Here is a 17,364-nt window from a genome sequence, read left to right as displayed (position 1 = left end):
GCTGTGTGCTTCCGGTACAGGATGGTACGGTTATTTATGAAGACAACCAGGAAACGCGTCGTTATTACCGGGATGGGTATTTTATCCTCTCTGGCTGAAAATATTCCCGACTTCAAAGAGGCCTTATTAAATAAGAAAAATGGCGTTGCTGACAGCGAGCGTTTTTCAGCATGGTTTGAAAATGCCAGAGCAGCCGAAGTGCTGCACGATATCGATTATTCAGAACTCCCGGATGACGTTATTGCCTCGCTGGATAACGCGGCACTCTGGGCTTATAAAGTCGGCAAAGATGCACTAAGCCAGGCGGGTCTGGTCGCAGACAAGGCACATCTTAAACAGACCGGCCTGATTGTGGGCGTTTCTTCTGCCGGCACGGAGGCTTTTTTACCGCTGTTTGAGCAGCGCCTGGAAGATTTCTCACTGCGCAAAGCGCTGTTCTCCGGCGGCTTCTCATCCTGCTGTTCCAGCGTCTCAACCCTGCTGGGATTGCAGGGCGGCGTCGAGCTGGTCGCGACTGCCTGTACCGCCAGTCCGAATGCTGTAGGCATGGCCTTCGACTATATCCAGAACGGTAAAAGCAAAACCATGCTGGCGGTCGGCACTGAACCGATCTACCTGCCAACCTTCGCCGGTTTCTATGCGCTTAACGTCATGCACCCGGAGACCTGTACGCCGTTTTCCGGCAACTCCGGCATGTCTATTGGTGAAGGCGCGGGTGCGCTGGTGCTGGAAGAGTATGAGCACGCCGTCGCGCGCGGTGCCACCATTTACGCAGAGATCCTCTCCTACGCGACCTCGTGTGATGCGTTTCATGAGACCGGTCCGGATCCGCGTGCCAGCGGCGCAGTACAGGTCATGCAGAAAGCGATGAAAAATGCCGGCATCACTCCTGAGCAGATTGATTATGTCAATGCACACGGCACCGGCACAGAGGCGAACGACCGCATCGAAACACTGGCAATGAAAAAAGTCTTTGCCGGGCATCCGATGCCGCTGGTGAGTTCGACCAAATCCTACTTTGGCCACAACATTGGTGCCGCAGGAATCGTTGAGTTAATTGCCTGCCTTGTGACGCTGCCGGATAACCGCGTACTGCCAACGCTGAACTTCACGGATGCCCGTCCAAACTGCGAACTCGATTATGTGCCCAACGCGTTCCGGGAGCAGAAGACCAATATCTTCATGAAGAACAACTACGCATTTGGCGGTAATAATTGCAGCCTGATTGTCAGCATGGAACCCGGCTCAATTCCTGTCAGCAGCTTTGATCAGAAGCGAGTCGCGATTACCGGCAGCGGCGCGGTTTCTGCCATCGGACATACCCTCAGCGAAATCCTCGACAGCATCCGTCAGCGCAATCACCGCGTTGAGCTGGGGGAGGTCATCTTTCCTGAAGATACGCTGGAAGAGGCGAACGAATTACTGGAAGTGCTCGAAAAAACGAACCAGTTTGAAGCGCTGTCTGGTAAGGGGTACAGCCTCAGGGGTGCCACCCGCCCTGAACATAACCCGCATTTTAAAACCTTCCAGATTACAGGTCTTGAGCCTCGTAAGCATCTGCGCCGTTTCGACCCGCGCAAGGCGACGCGAGGCGGCACCTTTGCTCTGATTGCGCTCTCCGCCGCCCTTGACCAGGCGAAGCGAAAAATTAAACGTGATGGCGATGAGCTGGGTATGGTGATGGGAATGTCCAGCGGTCCGCAGGAGACCACCTACAAATATCTGCAAAGCCTGAAACCCGACCCACGTAAAGTCCGGACTTCTGAATTTCCCGGCTCACTGATGAACGCGATTCCGACCTTCTGCGGGATTTCCGAAGGAATTAAGGGCTACACCACCACGCTGGCAACCGGCGAGAATGCGGCGCTTGGCGCATTAACCTACGGCTATGAAATCGTCCGCCAGAACCTGCAATCGCAGGTCATTGTAGGCGGGGCGGATGAGTATTTCCCCTCCATGTCGCTGTATATGAATGCAGTGACGCAGAAACTCCGGATGACCTCTGAGGCCAGTGATTACCAGGTCTACGGTAAAGATTCCAAAGGGTACGTTCCGGGTGAAGGCGCCTGCATGCTGCTGCTGGAAGATCCACAGCAGGCCAGAGAACGTGGCGTGGACGTGCTGGCGGAGGTTGCCGGTTACGGTAAGTCATGCAGCAACAGCTATTTCGACGGTTCAATGCTTGCTGAAAAGTCGGCATCTATGGCGTTAGCCATTGAGCGTGCCCTGACCGATGCCGGAATTACAGCGCGGGAGATCGACCTGGTGTGCGGCACCAGTAACGGCAGTGTTGAAAGTTCGCGCATTGAAATCGATGCCATCTATGCCACCTTTGCCGCAGGACATCCGCAGGTGCCGGTCGTTAACTACAACGGCTATTTTGGTTTTGTCGCCTCTGCCGCCGGTTTGCTGAATCTGCTTGTCATTATTGACTGTATTAAAAAGCAGGCCGTTCCCGCCATACCGCATACCGCTGCGTTCTTTGATGAACGAATTAATTTTGTTCGTGAGCCTCTGAATCTTGCCATCAGGCATGTATTACTCGTGGGTGCGACGGAAGGCGGTAATTATTACGCGTTTGTGATTAAAGGATAACATTGTGGATAATGCCGCTATCATCGCAGGGTTCAGTTCCTGTTTACCCTTTGCCGGAAACCGTTTTCAGCTGATTGAAAATCTGAAACGGGGGAAACGCGTAGAAACAAAGCCCTGGTTCACCTCAGAACATGAGGCAATAAAGTGTGGTTTTAAAGGAAATAAATATTTCGCCACCCTTAATGATAGTGATGATAGCGCATCCGATCTGCTTTATTGCCTGATTGATGAGGCATTTGACCAGGCCGGGCTGGATGTGAAATGTCTGGCCGGGTCAAACGTACGCGTCTATTTTAGCGGTCTCGGCCCCAGGGTTGACGGTATCGCATATAACGATTTTTATAATAAAAATGATGTTGAAGATATTTATCTTTCAAAATCGTTAACGCAGTTGCATGTGAGTAATATGTCACAGGATCGTCTGTCTGGCGATATTGCCCGTCAGTATCATCTGAAATATTTGCCGCCCAATATAAATGGCACCAGTAACTCATCGCTGACGGCGATACATCTGGGCTGTCAGGCCATTGAACATCAGGGCATAGACCTTGTGCTGGTTATCAATATCTCCAGAATTAAAACGCAGGATATCTGGTTTCTTAACACGCAGTCGATGCTGGAAACCGAACGCGTTCAGCCATTTGGTGAGAACAGTAAAGGTGTCCTGTTCGCTGAAGGATTCAGCGTGCTGTTGCTGGAAAGTGGCCGGCACCGGCAGGCACGACAGGTCGCGGGTGGAATACACCTGCAAACCAGCTATACGCAGATTAGCGCTGGCCGAAGCAACGACAGCTCCTGGCTCAGCACCAGCATCCTGAAAGTCATGCGGTCAGTGATGAAAATAGCCGACGTCAGTGTTGAAGAGCTCTGTGCGATTATTCCCCACGGTAATGGCTCTTCCATCAGTGATAAAGCAGAAGCGAAAGCGATAGCCGTATTCGCGGAAGATAATATCGTTCCGGTTCTCGCCTATAAAGGGCAAATGGGTTATACCGCCACCGGATCGGGAATTATTGATTTAATCATTGGTCATCATACGCTGACTCATCACGAGATTATTTCATCTGTAAGTAATGACGACATTATTGATGTCATCGCGCCGCATCTTTTTATTGATCGTGATGTAACCCGTCACAATAAGCGTCACCTGCTGAAAACAGGCGTGGGGGTTGATGGTTCTGTCATTGGTGTCGTGATGTCTGACATCTGTTCAGGCCGCTGAGCGCACAGGGAGAGTGACATGTATTTATCCTCATTTTCGATTATTGAACCGGAAGATGATTTTTATTTCTATCAGCCAGGCTGGCTCAATGCCTGGGAAGCACATTTATATCAAAAGTCGCTGAAATCGACTCAGGCGAATGGCTGGGGGCTGAAGCGTTTTGGCACACAGTCTGCACTTTATGCCGCCGAGATGATCCGAAATCCGCTGTATCAGCATTATCTGGATGCAATGGAGCAGGCAGCTGATGACGCGCTACAGGCATTGTCAGCCAAAGAGCGCGTGAAATTATTAAAAAGCCGGACGGCATTTATCTATGTTGATTCGTGGGGCGAGTCGGGAACATTTGAGAATATCTCCAGCGCGCTACACATTTCGGCAATTGATACGCTGCCAAAGAATCTGGTTAAAAAATTCGCCGTTCACGGACCGACCTGCAAAATCCGGGGTGAAAAGCAGGCATTAACTCAGGCAATGGCACTGGCGAAGGATTACCTGAGCTGGGATGTGTTCGATTATGTCGTAATCTGCGCCGCGTATCGCGCCATCCCGATGCTGGTCTTTTCTGACGAGGATCTTCGCATCAGGTGGGGTGACAGGCTGCGAGGCCAGGCTGACAAAGTGAACCTGACGGTGGAACGCACCGGCTGTTTTATTTTTAGTCAGCAGAAAAGCGCGATCAAAGTGAGTGGCGGTCAGTACAGTCCGGCGCAGCGCGTTCAGGATGCAGCAGAAGCCGACCGCATCGCTTTTGCTGGCCTGCGAAAAGATCTGTTAAAGCGTTCAGCGATTCCGCAGCACAAGATCCTTGATCTGGCAGAGACCTACGGTGCCAGCGGCTGCATGACGCCTGCCCTGAGCTTTGCCTGGATTGACCAGCACGCTGATCCTGCGACAAACATCAGAACGATAGTGCCTGACACACATTCTGGCTTTAGCTATTTCGATATTGAATCCTGCAGGGAATGACGGCCACCATGAGCAGAGTAATAAAAGCGCTTCCGCTGATATCGTTAAGCCATATCCATAAACACTATGGCAGCGGGGATGGAAAAGTTGATGCGCTGAAAAATATCAGCCTGGATATCGCAAAAGGCGAATTTGTGGCGCTGTGCGGACCCTCCGGCAGCGGCAAAAGCACACTATTAAATATTCTGTCAGGGATTGATAAACCCACCCATGGTACCGTGCTGTTTGATAATAAATTGCTGAATAACCTCAGTGAAGAACAGCTCTCAACGCTTCGTGGTAAACATCTGGGTTTTATCTTCCAGTTTTTTAATTTAATTCCGGTGCTGAATGTTTTTGATAACGTCTATTTCCCGCTGGTACTGAACGGACACATCGGTAAAAAAGAAGCACAAGAGCGAGCGCTGCATTTTATCGACAGCGTAGGGCTGGCTGCGCTTACGGCGCGTAAACCCGGGCAACTTTCCGGTGGTCAGCAGCAGCGCGTGGCAATTGCCAGAGCGCTGGCCCATGACCCGAAGGTGGTCGTCGCCGATGAACCCACCGGGAATCTTGATCGGGTCACCGGCGAAGCCATCCTGGAGCTGCTGCTGAAAATTAATCAGGAGACCCGCACGACTTTTATTATCTCTACGCACGCCAGCGAGCTGAAAGCGCGGGCGCAGCGGGTGATTGAAATCAAAGACGGAGTGTTAGTCCATGACGCGCAATCGTAATTTTCTGCTGCTCTGCGTGTGCCTGCTGAGTCTCGCCGGTACCGGTCAGGCCCAAGCCTCTTTCGCTCCCGTTGCGGCGCATGTCATACAGAGCGGATTACCGGATCGGCCCGGCGCGCTTGCCGACGTCACCCAGGCCCTGTTCAACGAGTACAGCGCCAGCGACAACGTGCTTTCGCTGGTGTTCCACGCCTATGGGATGCTGCGGCAGGCCCGTTATTTTCTGACTACCGGTGATTTTATCCGGGCATCTGAATACGCCAAAACGGGGTTTTTCTATCTGGATGAGGCGGTTGACCTGCACGAAGCTGACCCGCGGGTACGCTATTTACGCGCGCGGGTTGATGCCTGGCTGGCGGCCGATATCGGGCGCTGTGTCGTTACGCTGAAGGATACGGCTCTGATGCTGGACAACACGCAGGTATTCAATGCCGGGCTGGTGGAACATCTCATCGGGATGCGTTATCGGGCGCTGCTGAGTTGTGAACAGCAGGCCGGGGCAGAGGCACTGCTGGCGAAACTGACGCAGCAGAATCCAGACGCTGCTGCGGTACTCACCTCTGACCGTGCCCCGGAATGGGATATGAATGAAGTCAGGCACGTCTTATTACCGCTGCTGGAAGGGAAATAAATGTCCAGTCAAATGCTTTTAGCCAATGGTATGGTTGTTATCATTCTGATTTATATTATCTGGTGTGCTTTATATCGTTCGCGGGATGTAAAGTTTGCCTTTTTAAATCTTTTCCGCCACAAGCGACGCTCCTTTTCAACCCTGGCCGCCATCATGCTGGGCGGTGTGTCGATTTTTTTATATGGCGGATTTATCGATTATTCATTCTGGATTTTAAAAGAGCAGACGATACGTACCAATGTCGGGCATGTTCAGATCTATAACCAGAACTATTTTGACACCTCCAATAAAAATAAAAGTCTGATTGATAACTATAGCTGGCTCAGGGGCGAAATTCTCAATGATCCGGATCTGGCCGGATATATATCGACCCTTTCTGGTCAGCTGGAGTTTACCGGGATGATTTCGCACTATGAAAGTGAAACGTCCAGCTATTTCTCTGCGCTGGGGGTGGAGCCTTTACCGGCATTAACGCTGGGCTCTTTTGATAAGTTAATTTCCGGCAGCGATTTGTCACGCGTCAAAACCAGTGAAGTTACCCTGGGCAGCGGCCTGGCGAGAACGCTTAATGCCCGTTACGACGACTGGCTTGACGTGCTGGTGGTCAACACGCATGGCGGGCAGGGGGCATTATCCATGAAGCTGCGCGGTGTGTTTGAATCGGGCATCAAAGATTACGATGACGTGGCGATGAAAATACCCCTGGATACCGCGCAACGTATTATGGGAACCGGGGGCGTAAGTAAGGTGCTGATCCTGCTGAAAGAGCATGAGACCGCCGTCTTCACCGACAACCTGCGCCGTTTTATTGCGAAGCACAACCTGCCGCTAATCGTTAAAGAGTGGAAAGAGGTCTCACTCTTTTATCAGCAAGTCGAAGGACTGCTGTCCGGCATTTATTTCTTTATTAAGCTGATTGTCAGTCTGATTGTCATCTTTATGATCGGCAACGCCATGACGATGAATATTATTGAACGTACCCGGGAAATTACCACGCTCAGGGCGATTGGTTTAAAACCACTGCATGTGACAAGACTGTTTTTAATTGAGGGAATATTGACGGGCATCACTGGCGCTGTCGGCAGCCTGGTCGTGGGGTATCTCATCGCCTGCGTAATTAATGTTTACGGCATTGCGATGCCGCCGTCGCCGGGCCAGTCCGTAGGCTATACGGCATTTATTAAAACGGACAGCGTGGCGCTTATCTGGATCACGCTGGTGCTGCCGATATTAACGGCAACCGGTGCTTCGGTGCTGCCAGCGCTGCGTGCCTCGCGGCTTAACATTTCGGATGCGTTTAAATTCTCGTAAGGAAGCGGTATGGGGTTCATAGCTGTTGCAATAACACTCTCCTGTTTAGTCTGGCCGATGTGGGCTTATTCAGCGCCCGCAGATGAAAAGGCGATTGAAATTATCCGGCGTGCCGATGACGTTCGCTCGCCGAATAAGCCTTTCCGCTACACACTAACCATCGGCGAATATAAAGCGGGATCCACGCAGCCTGAAAATAAACAGGTGCTGGATATCTCCATGCGCTTTATGAAGCCCGATGGGGAAACCAAAGCTGATGCGCGTTCGCTGGCGCGTTTTATATACCCGCCGCGCGATCGTGGAAAGGTGCTGTTTTCTGACTGGTATGCGCTGTGGTTTTATACGCCTGAACTGCGCCGTCCGATTCCGGTTTCGCCCCAGCAGCGGTTGGTCGGGCAGATTTCCAACGGCGATGTCATTGTGACCAATTTTGAATATGCCTATCACGCCAGATTACTGGGAGAAGTGCCGTGCGGCGACAAAGTCTGTTATTCGCTGCAATTAGACCGCAGGTCAGAAGAGGTGACCTGGCCTCAGGTGATCTATTACGTCGAGAAAGAGGGGGATAACCGCCCCTTCAAAGCCGCCTACTACTCGCTGGATAAACAGCTGCTTAAAGAGGTGTCGTACCATAATTTTCAGAAGGTACTGGGCAAAATGCGCCCGACGAAAATCGTGGTGAAGGATATCCGCCACGGCCAGCGTTATTCCGTAATGGAATACAGCGACGTCCGTCTGGAATCACTGCCGGAATCGTATTTCACCCGCGAGGCTATCCAGCGGGGGCTGAAATGAAGCGCGTACTGGCTGGATTAGTACTGTGCGCTGTTTCGCTGAGCCTGCGGGCTGGCTGCTTCTCGGGTACTGAGATAGCGCAAAACAGCACGGTGACGCTGTTCGAGCAGATGTCATACCAGAAGAAACAGACTTCACCGTGGCAGATTGCGGGCAAAAATCCCTATACCCGAAACAATCTGTATAACGATGCGGGCATCAGCGTCACCAGTAACTGCTCGCTGAAAGATAATGTGCTGAATCTCGATTTTTCACTCTACGGGCTGACCTGGTATAACGTCCGGTCAACCGGCGTATTCGAAAGTGATACGCACCGTTCCCGTGCGCTGATTGAACAGCTCAGGCTGGTTTACGCGGTATCAGACCATGTTCAGCTTGAGGCGGGTAAACTCAAAGCGAAGCCAGGGCTCTTTTTTCTGCATTCGCCTTACGATCTTATCAGCACCTGGTACGGTGGTTTTAAGCCGACCCGGTTTTATCAGCCGCAGATGCGTTCGGTCTATCCTTCCTCTTCCTGGGCGGCAACCCTGCGGGCCGATAACCCGGATCATGCGTTGTCCCTGACGCTGGTACCGCGGCTGGCGACAATCGATAAACCCTATCTCTCTTCAGGCAACTGGTCCGCCAGCCAGCGTGGAAACAGCAGTGAAGCCTGGCTGCTAAGTTATACCTCCCATCAGTTCAGCGACCATACGCCCGGCGTCCGTGTTCTTCTGGGGGAGTCACGCTCGGTGGCGCTTTCTGACAGCTTCCGTTACACCCCTCAGCTGACGCTGAATGCTGAGGCGGCCTATCACACTGCGCAGCGCTGGCGTCACCTCTCCGATGCTCAGCGTAACGCCCTTCAACGCTATGCGTTTCCCGCCTCGCTCTATCAGGCTGAAGATAAACAGGGCGTTGAGCTGGCGGTTGGCGGGCAATATGCCTCAGAGACCTTTGATGTGTTTGGGCTGGAATACTATTTCCAGAGTGAAGGCTATTCCCGTTCCCGGTGGCAAAAACAGCGTCAGCTGGTGCGTTTTCTCAACACCCGCAGCGGATTCGGCCCGCTTGACCGGGCGTTTGATGATTACAAATACCTGATGTCATCTGAAATCAGTAATACCGGCAATAAAGGGATGCTGCAGGGGAAACACTATCTCAATGCCTGGTCGAGCCTGCAGTTTGCCGGACAGACCCGGCTGCAGCCCTATCTGATCCTCAATCTGGTGGATAACAGTTCCCTGGCGGGCTTCCACGTCAGTACGCCGCTAAGTGCCGTCAGCGAGCGGCTTGAACTGTTTAGCGGGATGGGTGCGGCGCTGGGCAGCGCCGATTCTGAGTTTGCGCTCTTCGGCCAGTCAGTAGGTATTTATCTTGGCTTCAATTACTACTTATAAGGACATAACCATGACGCTTAAAAGTCCGGCGCGCCCGGTCGTACTGCTTTTTTCCGGTCAGGGAAATCCCCTTATCGGGATGGGAAGCGATCTGTGGGCGGTGAATGACACCACCCGCGCCATCTGGGATTGTGCCAGCGATATTTCAGGCAGCGATCTGCGTCGGGTCTGCCTGAAAGGGCCGATGAATAAGCTGATACAGACTCCGGTGCAGCAGTTGGCGGTCACGGCGATCAACCTGTCGCTGTTCAGCCTGTGGCGGCAACGTTTCCCTGGCAGCCAGATCGTCGCCTCCTGCGGCCACAGTGTCGGCGAGTACAGCGCGCTATTTGCCGCCGGAGCACTCTCGCTGGAGACGCTGTTCCGCGCCTTACATTTTCGTGCCAGCACGATGGATGCGGTCAGTAAAGTCTGCAAAGGATCCATGCTGGCGCTGAAGGGCGCCGACTATGGCACCCTCAGGGATCTGATTGAACGTTCCGGTATCGCGCTGGATATCAGCTGCGACAACACGCCACAGCAGCAGGTCATAGGCGGGTCCGCTGCGGCGCTTAATCAATTCAGTCAGGTCCTGCTGGAGAACGGCTACAGCCCGATCAGGCTGGGCGTCAGCGGGGCCTGGCATACGCGGTTGATGGAGGCGGGGGTTGAGCCAATGCGGAATTTTCTCGCCGGTCAGCCGATCAGCACACCGCAACATCCGGTGCTGATGAATGTCACCGGCCAGCCTGAGTCGGATGCCGCCCGGATAAAAGAGAATCTGTCACTGCATCTGACTCACACGGTGAAATGGCGCGATAGCCTGTTGCACTGCCTGAACCATTCTGCGCAGCCGCTGTTCATTGAGATGAGCAACAAAGCCTATCTGGGACAGATGCTGAATGACTTTTCCGGTGTCTCTGCCGATCCGGTTCTGCACAGCCGGACCGCCATAGCGATGTCAGAGTAAAATTATGATCCCTGATTATTTCACCTTTATTCGCTATCAGGATAAAAGGACCCTGCCGGTTATCTATCTGGTGACGCTGACTCTGCTGGGTTTTTACTGGAAAAATAGCGGATTTTCGCTTTCCGTGAAGGATATCGGCTGTGTGAGCGCGATTTTAGCGCTGATACTCTACGCCTTTATTGCCGATCTTCGCGCCTACTGGGCCTACAAAATCGTGGTCAAAAATGTTGATCTGAGCTGCTTTGCGGATCAGGATCCGAAGCGCGCGGATCGCGTTATTTATGCGCCCCTGGTGGTGCTGCCGTTTGCGATGCTGCTGGCGGGTGGCCTGACCGGCGCTGTACTGTTACTGACTCCGCCAGCCATTGCGCTGACGGTGCTGGCCGTAACGGCCCCGCTGCTGATCTGGGGGCTGTTTGCCCTGCTGCGGCCACGCTATATCAGACAGGTGTTTGTCGCGCCCAGGGATACTCTGCGCTACCGACGGCTTTCACACTATCTGGCGCTGCCGGTGTTGATGAGCCTGCTGATGACTCTGCTGACCATCGCCCCGTTGCGTCACCGCGAGGCATTTGACCTTTACGGGCACTACTTTACGCTGAAAGCGATTATCACCATGCTGGTGCTCTGCGCGGTGGTGCTGGCGATAAACCTGCTTTCTCTGCGCTTTACCCGGCGCTATATCTTCCTGGGTCATCTGTTTATGAACGAGATCGACCTGCTGTTCTCATCAGCGACCCCGCTGCGTGCGCTGTATGAAAAACCGCTGTGGCTACGGCTGCTGTTGCTGCTTGCGGTGGAGTTTGTCTGGCTGGCACTGACTGGACTGATTGCCATGCTGCTGGGATGGAATCTGTGGTTCGAAGTCTATTTCCTGCTCTGCTATCTGCCGTGCCTGGCTTACTACGCGCTCCATGCCTGGTGGAGGTGGCATAACGATTTCATGATGTCCTGCGATATGTACTTACGCTGGGGCGAGATCAGCCGCCAGAACGCGCTGTGGTAGAGGTGACGGACGGAAGAGGGCGGTAATGACGCGCCGGAACAGGAGATTTACGCACCCGGTATGAACCAGGCAGGAAGAGGATGCGGCAGTCCGCTGCGCGGGGTTTTCCCATCGCAGCGGACTGATTCCGCTTGCCGCGTCAGGCCGGGCCGCTGACCGAGTGACGGCGCACCAGCGTCGGGCTGAACATGTGGGTCACTTCCGGCAGCGGCAGATCGTTGGCCAGCGCCAGTGCCAGTTGGGCCGCCTGCTGCGCCATCGTGACAATCGGATAGCGGACCGTCGTGAGGCGTGGTCGCACATAGCGCGACACCAGCACATCATCGAAGCCGATCAGCGACATCTCTTCCGGCACGCGGACGCCGTTATCGCTCAGCACCGCCAGCGCGCCCGCCGCCATGGAGTCGTTGTAGCAGGCGACGGCGGTGAAATTCCTGCCGCGTCCCAGCAGTTCTGTCATCGCCTGCTCACCGCCCACTTCGTCCGGTTCGCCCCAGGTCACCAGCCGATCGCTGCATGGCAGACCGTGCTCTTTCAGCGCATCGTAGTAACCCTGCAGGCGATCTTCGGCATCAGAGATGGTGTGGGTTGAGCAGATAAAGGCGATATTCTGGTGGCCGAGCTGGATCAGATGGCGGGTCGCCAGCCAGGCACCGTAGCGATCGTCGAGTGCAATACAGCGCTTTTCAAAGCCTTTAATCAGGCGGTTCAGCAGCACCATACCCGGCACCTGCTTCATCAGCACTTCCAGTTCTGCGTCGGGAATTTTCTTGGCGTGCACTACCAGCGCCGCGCAGCGGTGACGCATCAGCTGTTCAATCGCCTGCCGCTCTTTTTGCTCATTATGGTAACCGTTACCAATCAGCAAAAAGTTACCGGTGTCGCCTGCCACTTCATCCACGGCTTTCACCATTGCGCCAAAAAAGGGATCGGAGACGTCACCGACAATCAGGCCGAGCGTTTCGGTCGATTGCTGCGCCAGCGCGCGTGCGTTGGCATTCGGGTGATACTGAAGCTGCTCCATCGCCTGGCCTACGGCCTGTCGGGAGCTGTCGCTGGCTTTGGGAGAATTATTGATTACACGGGAGACTGTGGCGACAGAAACGCCCGCCAGTCGCGCAACATCCTTTATGGTAGCCATGCGTTGACCTGCTTTGGGGAAAACGTTTACACATCGCATCAGTGTTACGGAAAAGGGCGGACACATCAACCCGACAGAATGCCAGCGTCGTCGCAAAAAGGGGCAAAATCAGACCCACAGGCACATCTTCTGCTGAGACGTCGCCCCATGTTATGCTCAGTTCCCCACCTGGCTACCGTGAAAAAAACAACGATGAAAACCAAAGTGCCACATCTGGCGCACTGGGGCGCGTTTACCGCCGTCACTGAAAACGATCGTCTGACTGGCTGCGAACCTTTCTTCGCCGATGCCGATCCGTCGCCGATGATCCACACCATTCCCGAGCTGGTCTACTCCGACAAACGCATTCGCCAGCCGATGGTGCGCCGCTCGTGGCTGAAGTCACGCGAGAAGAGCGACCGCACGCTGCGAGGCCGGGAAGATTTTGTCGCCGTGGACTGGGAAACCGCGCTGGATCTGGTGGCGGAAGAGAATCGCCGCGTCCGCGAGCGCTACGGTGCGTCGGGTATTTTTAACGGCTCCTACGGCTGGTCATCGGCCGGTCGCGTCAACCATGCCCGCACGCTGGTGCGTCGCTTCTACTTTCAGGGTGGCGGCGGCGTCGATCAGCAGGGTAACTACAGCTGGGGCGCGGCGCAGTTCTTCCTGCCCTATGTAATCGGCACCTATATGCCGCTAACCGGACGTGTTACCGAGTGGCCGCAGGTAGTGGAGCATGCCGAAATATTTGTCGCCTTTGGCGGGCTGGCGCTGAAAAACGCCCAGGTCGCCTCGGGAGGCGCAGGGCAGCATAGCCTGAAACCGGCGCTGATGCAGCTGGCGGCTAAAGGCACGCCGGTCATCAACATCAGCCCGATGCGCGATGACTGCCCGGAATTTGTGAACGCCGAATGGATCCCGATTCGCCCCAACACCGACGTGGCGCTGATGCTGGCGCTGGGTCATGAGATCATCCAGCGCGGCGCGGTTGACGAGGCGTTTCTCGCCAGCCACTGCACCGGCTGGCCGCAGCTGCGCGCCTATCTGCTGGGCGAAACCGACGGCGTGGCGAAAACCGCCGGCTGGGCCAGCCGTATCACTGGCATTCCGGCTGACCGCATCGTGCAGCTGGCGCAGCAACTGACCGGCAAGCGCAGCTTTATTACCTGCTCCTATTCCGTGCAGCGCGCCCATCGCGGCGAGCAGCCTTACTGGATGATGATTGCGCTCTCCTCAATGCTCGGTCAGCCTGGCCTGCCGGGCGCAGGGTTCTCCTTTGGTCACGGGTCGATGAACAGCGTCGGCAACCCGCGTCAGGAAGGGCCAGCGCCGATGATGAGCACTGGCCCGAATCCTTCGGGACTGTCGATTCCGGTGGCGCGCATCAGCGATATGCTGCTCAACCCCGGCCAGCCTTACCGCTTTCAGGGTGAAACGCTGCACTATCCCGACATCCACATGGTGCACTGGGCGGGCGGCAATCCGTTCCACCATCATCAGCAGCTGAACCGGCTGGTGGAGGGCTGGCAACGGCCCGATACGGTGGTGGTGCAGGATATCGTCTGGACGCCAGCGGCGCAGATGGCGGACATCGTGCTGCCCGCGACGACCACACTGGAGCGCAACGACATCGGCGGCTCGTCACGTGACCGCTTTGTGCTGGCCATGCATCAGGCGATTAAGCCGCAGCATCAGGCGCGCAACGACTTCGATATTTTTGCCGACTTAGCAGAGCGTCTCGGCTATCGCGACACCTTTACCGAAGGGCGCAACGAGATGCAGTGGATCGCGCATCTTTATCAGCAGTGCGCCACCGCGCATCAGCGTAAGGGCATCGATTTCCCGGAGTTTGATGAATTCTGGCAGCGCGGCTTTGTGGAAATTCCGGAAGGCGGCAAGCCCTACCAGTTTATGGAGGATTTCCGCGCCGATCCGCAGGCGAATCCGATCAAAACCGCCAGCGGCAAAATCGAGCTGTTCAGCCAGACCATTGCGGACTACCAGCTGGACGATTTCGCCGGTCATCCGGAGTGGCGTGAACCGCAGGAGTGGCTCGGTTCGCCCGTCAGCCGTGACTATCCGCTGCACATGATCTCCATTCAGCCGTCCGACCGGTTACACAGCCAGCTGGATGCCACCGACACGGTGCAGGGCAACAAAACGGCCGGCCACGAAACCCTCTGCATGCATCCAGTGGATGCGGCCGCGCGCGGACTGGTGGAAGGCGATGAGATTGAGGTGAGCAACGCCCGTGGTGTGATGCTGGCGGGTGTGCGCATCACTGAGGGTATAACGCAGGGCGTGGTGATTATCGCCACCGGTGCCTGGTTTGATCCGGGCTTCGGCAGGGCGTGGCAGCCTTTCGATCGCGCGGGTAACCCCAACGTGCTGACGCTCGACATCAGCACCTCGTCGCTGACGCAGGGGCCAAACGCCATGAGTTGCCTGGTGGAAATCAAAAAACATCAGGATTGCACAATAGCGTAAGGATCTCATGGCTGGTTACATTTTGCGGGTAACTGTTGCGTTTAGGCGATGGCAGCCGATCAATCCCCTTTGCTACATTCAGGGTCCCAGAGGTATTGATGGGTGAACATCAATAGATTTTCTTGATTACACCAACCTGCGCAGATGCGCAGGTTTTTTTTGCCAAAAATCCGTTGCCAATAACGAACTGATACACAGTTTTCCTGTTATACGGCCAGCGCTTTCTTTATAACTGCTGGCACCAGCCCCTTTCTCTTTATTTTGCGCAGCGGAATGCCATGCCCCGGATTAAAAAACTACTGGGAAAAGACCAGATAAAAGCGCCCTTTAACCCTTTTCGTTTTCGGCTAATCTGCCTCGGTGTCACGACCTGCCTGGTGGTGCTGCTGGCGCGCGTCGCGGACCTGCAGTTCCTGAATCAGCCGATGCTGGAGCACGAAGCGGATCAGCGATCGCTGCGAACCGTCACGCTACCGACCAGTCGCGGCACCCTGCTGGATCGTAACGGCGAAGCGCTGGCGCTCAGCGTGCCATCGCGCGACGTGATTGCGGATCCACTGCGCGTGCTGGAGAGCAACCCCGATTTTACCAGTGCCAAATGGGCCTATCTTGCGGCCGCGCTGAACACCCGTCCCGAAGAGCTGGCGGCGCAGATCACCGCCAACCCGAAACGTCGCTTCCTCTATCTGGGACGTAAAGTCGAACTGGGCATCGCCAAAGACATTAAAGAGCTGAAGCTGAAAGGCATCAGTGAAGTTTATGACGACAGCCGTTTCTATCCGATGAGTGAAGCCTCTGCGCCACTGATCGGCATCGTCGGCGCGGATAACGTCGGCCTGAACGGGCTGGAAAAAGGCTTTGATAAGGTCTTGCAGGGCGAGCCGGGCAAAGAGGTCTATCGTCAGGATGCGGCAGGCAATATCATCGCGATGATCAACTACCAGCCGCCGACGCAGCCGCCAACGGTCCAGCTCAGCATCGACAAATATGACCAGTACACGCTTTACAGCAAACTGCGCGACGGCGTGCTGATCAACAAGGCGGACTCGGGTGCCGCCGTGCTGGTGAAAATCGACACCGGCGAGATTCTGGCGATGGCCTCTTATCCGTCGTTCAACCCCAACAACTATGAAGGGGCCACCCCGGCGCAGATGCGTAACTCGGCCATCAATGACAGCTACGAACCGGGATCGACCGTCAAGCCGTTAGTGGTGATGGAAGCGCTGGAGCGCCATCTGGTTCGCCCGGACTCGGTGATCGACACCACGCCTTACAGCGTGAACGGCCACCTGATCCGCGACGTGGGTCACTGGCCGCGCCTGACCATGACCGGCATTCTGCAAAAATCGAGCGACATCGGGGTCTCTCATCTCGCGCTGGCGATGCCCGCGGAAGCGCTGGTGAATACCTATCATGCGTTTGGCCTGGGCAAACCGACCGGATTAGGGCTGACCGGCGAAAGCGTCGGTTACTTCCCGCTGCACCGTGCCCGCTGGGCTGACATTGAGCGTGCCACTTTCTCCTTTGGTTATGGCCTGCGCGTCACGCCGCTGCAGATTGCCCGCGAATACGCCACGCTCGGCTCTTATGGCGTTTACCGTCCGCTGTCGATCACCCGCGTCACGCCACCGGTCATGGGCCGCCAGGTTGCCAATCCGGAAACGGTGAAAGAGGTGGTGCATATGCTGGAGAGCGACGTGCTACCGGGCGGAACCGGACTGAAAGCGGCGGTGCCGGGCTACCGTCTGGCAACCAAAACCGGTACGGCGGAAAAGATGGGCACCAGCGGCAAGTATGATGGCGGCTACGTCAACTACACCGCCGGTATCGCGCCCGCCAGCCATCCTGAAGTGGCGCTGGTGGTGATGATCAACCATCCGACGGCGGGCGATCACTTCGGTGGTTCGGTTGCTGCGCCGGTATTCGGCAACATCATGGGGCCGGTACTGAAACACATGAACGTTGCGCCGGATGCCATCTACACCAGGCCTGCGGCCAGCCCTTCGGACAAATCTTAGTTAAATCAGAGTGTAAGCGAGGCGTGAAGGATATACACACCTCGTTGCACTTCCCCGAATTCGGTTGCGTTTTCCTGCTGTCTCCGCGCGGTCAAACAGTGCGAGGATAGCAGTCCCAGAGGTATTGATGGGTGTGAAAACAACACCGCTTCGGCAGTGAGACCCT

At 55.3% G+C, this 17,364-nt stretch carries 13 protein-coding genes; 12 read left to right on the top strand and 1 reads right to left on the bottom strand.

Annotated elements, in window-relative coordinates; all coding sequences use genetic code 11:
* Positions 1-36: 36 nt before the first annotated feature.
* From EGO56_RS16875 to EGO56_RS16830, 10 genes are read left to right on the top strand one after another with little or no spacing between them, the layout of a single operon-like run.
* The gene (locus EGO56_RS16875; protein ID WP_135910310.1) at positions 37-2,595 is read left to right on the top strand and encodes a beta-ketoacyl-[acyl-carrier-protein] synthase family protein; all 2,559 of its coding nucleotides are present in this window, start codon (positions 37-39) and stop codon (positions 2,593-2,595) included.
* A 4-nt stretch (positions 2,596-2,599) separates the two neighbouring features.
* Complete coding sequence (locus EGO56_RS16870) at positions 2,600-3,817, top strand: beta-ketoacyl synthase N-terminal-like domain-containing protein (protein ID WP_135910309.1); 1,218 nt, start codon at positions 2,600-2,602, stop codon at positions 3,815-3,817.
* 18 nt (positions 3,818-3,835) lie between these two features.
* Positions 3,836-4,786, top strand: a complete 951-nt coding sequence (locus EGO56_RS16865) for an ATP-binding protein (RefSeq protein WP_135910308.1) — start codon at positions 3,836-3,838, stop codon at positions 4,784-4,786.
* Between the two features lie 8 nt (positions 4,787-4,794).
* The gene (locus EGO56_RS16860) at positions 4,795-5,502 is read left to right on the top strand and encodes an ABC transporter ATP-binding protein (RefSeq protein WP_135910307.1); all 708 of its coding nucleotides are present in this window, start codon (positions 4,795-4,797) and stop codon (positions 5,500-5,502) included.
* Positions 5,486-6,133, top strand: coding sequence for a hypothetical protein (locus EGO56_RS16855; RefSeq protein WP_135910306.1), 648 nt, complete (start codon positions 5,486-5,488; stop codon positions 6,131-6,133). The genes EGO56_RS16860 and EGO56_RS16855 overlap by 17 nt, the downstream gene beginning before the upstream one ends.
* Before the next feature lie 12 nt (positions 6,134-6,145).
* Positions 6,146-7,444: an ABC transporter permease gene (locus EGO56_RS16850; RefSeq protein ID WP_420371902.1), complete on the top strand. Its 1,299-nt coding sequence runs from the start codon at positions 6,146-6,148 to the stop codon at positions 7,442-7,444.
* Positions 7,445-7,501: 57 nt separating this feature from the next.
* Positions 7,502-8,239, top strand: coding sequence for an outer membrane lipoprotein-sorting protein (locus EGO56_RS16845; protein ID WP_238349025.1), 738 nt, complete (start codon positions 7,502-7,504; stop codon positions 8,237-8,239).
* Complete coding sequence (locus EGO56_RS16840) at positions 8,236-9,618, top strand: hypothetical protein (protein ID WP_135910303.1); 1,383 nt, start codon at positions 8,236-8,238, stop codon at positions 9,616-9,618. Before EGO56_RS16845 ends, EGO56_RS16840 begins: the two co-directional genes overlap by 4 nt.
* A 10-nt stretch (positions 9,619-9,628) precedes the next feature.
* Positions 9,629-10,567, top strand: coding sequence for an ACP S-malonyltransferase (locus tag EGO56_RS16835; RefSeq protein WP_135910302.1), 939 nt, complete (start codon positions 9,629-9,631; stop codon positions 10,565-10,567).
* A gap of 4 nt (positions 10,568-10,571) precedes the next feature.
* Positions 10,572-11,573: a hypothetical protein gene (locus EGO56_RS16830; protein ID WP_135910301.1), complete on the top strand. Its 1,002-nt coding sequence runs from the start codon at positions 10,572-10,574 to the stop codon at positions 11,571-11,573.
* Between the two features lie 139 nt (positions 11,574-11,712).
* Here the strand turns inward: EGO56_RS16830 and galR are convergent, their stop codons facing one another.
* Positions 11,713-12,714 carry an HTH-type transcriptional regulator GalR gene (gene galR / locus EGO56_RS16825; protein WP_003851033.1) on the bottom strand — a complete coding sequence of 334 codons (1,002 nt, stop codon included), beginning with the start codon at positions 12,712-12,714 and terminating at the stop codon, positions 11,713-11,715.
* Positions 12,715-12,906: 192 nt separating this feature from the next.
* Here galR and EGO56_RS16820 point away from each other — a divergent pair, with 192 nt between their 5' ends.
* On the top strand, positions 12,907-15,180 hold the full coding sequence (locus EGO56_RS16820; protein WP_135910300.1) for a molybdopterin-dependent oxidoreductase: 2,274 nt from the start codon (positions 12,907-12,909) through the stop codon (positions 15,178-15,180).
* 278 nt (positions 15,181-15,458) lie between these two features.
* The gene (locus EGO56_RS16815; RefSeq protein ID WP_013359930.1) at positions 15,459-17,198 is read left to right on the top strand and encodes a penicillin-binding transpeptidase domain-containing protein; all 1,740 of its coding nucleotides are present in this window, start codon (positions 15,459-15,461) and stop codon (positions 17,196-17,198) included.
* Positions 17,199-17,364: the final 166 nt, after the last annotated feature.

It is taken from the genome of Pantoea vagans (assembly GCF_004792415.1).
Taxonomy (GTDB): domain Bacteria; phylum Pseudomonadota; class Gammaproteobacteria; order Enterobacterales; family Enterobacteriaceae; genus Pantoea; species Pantoea vagans.
Note: the sequence above shows the minus strand (reverse complement) of the source record. Positions and strands in the feature narration are given on the sequence as shown.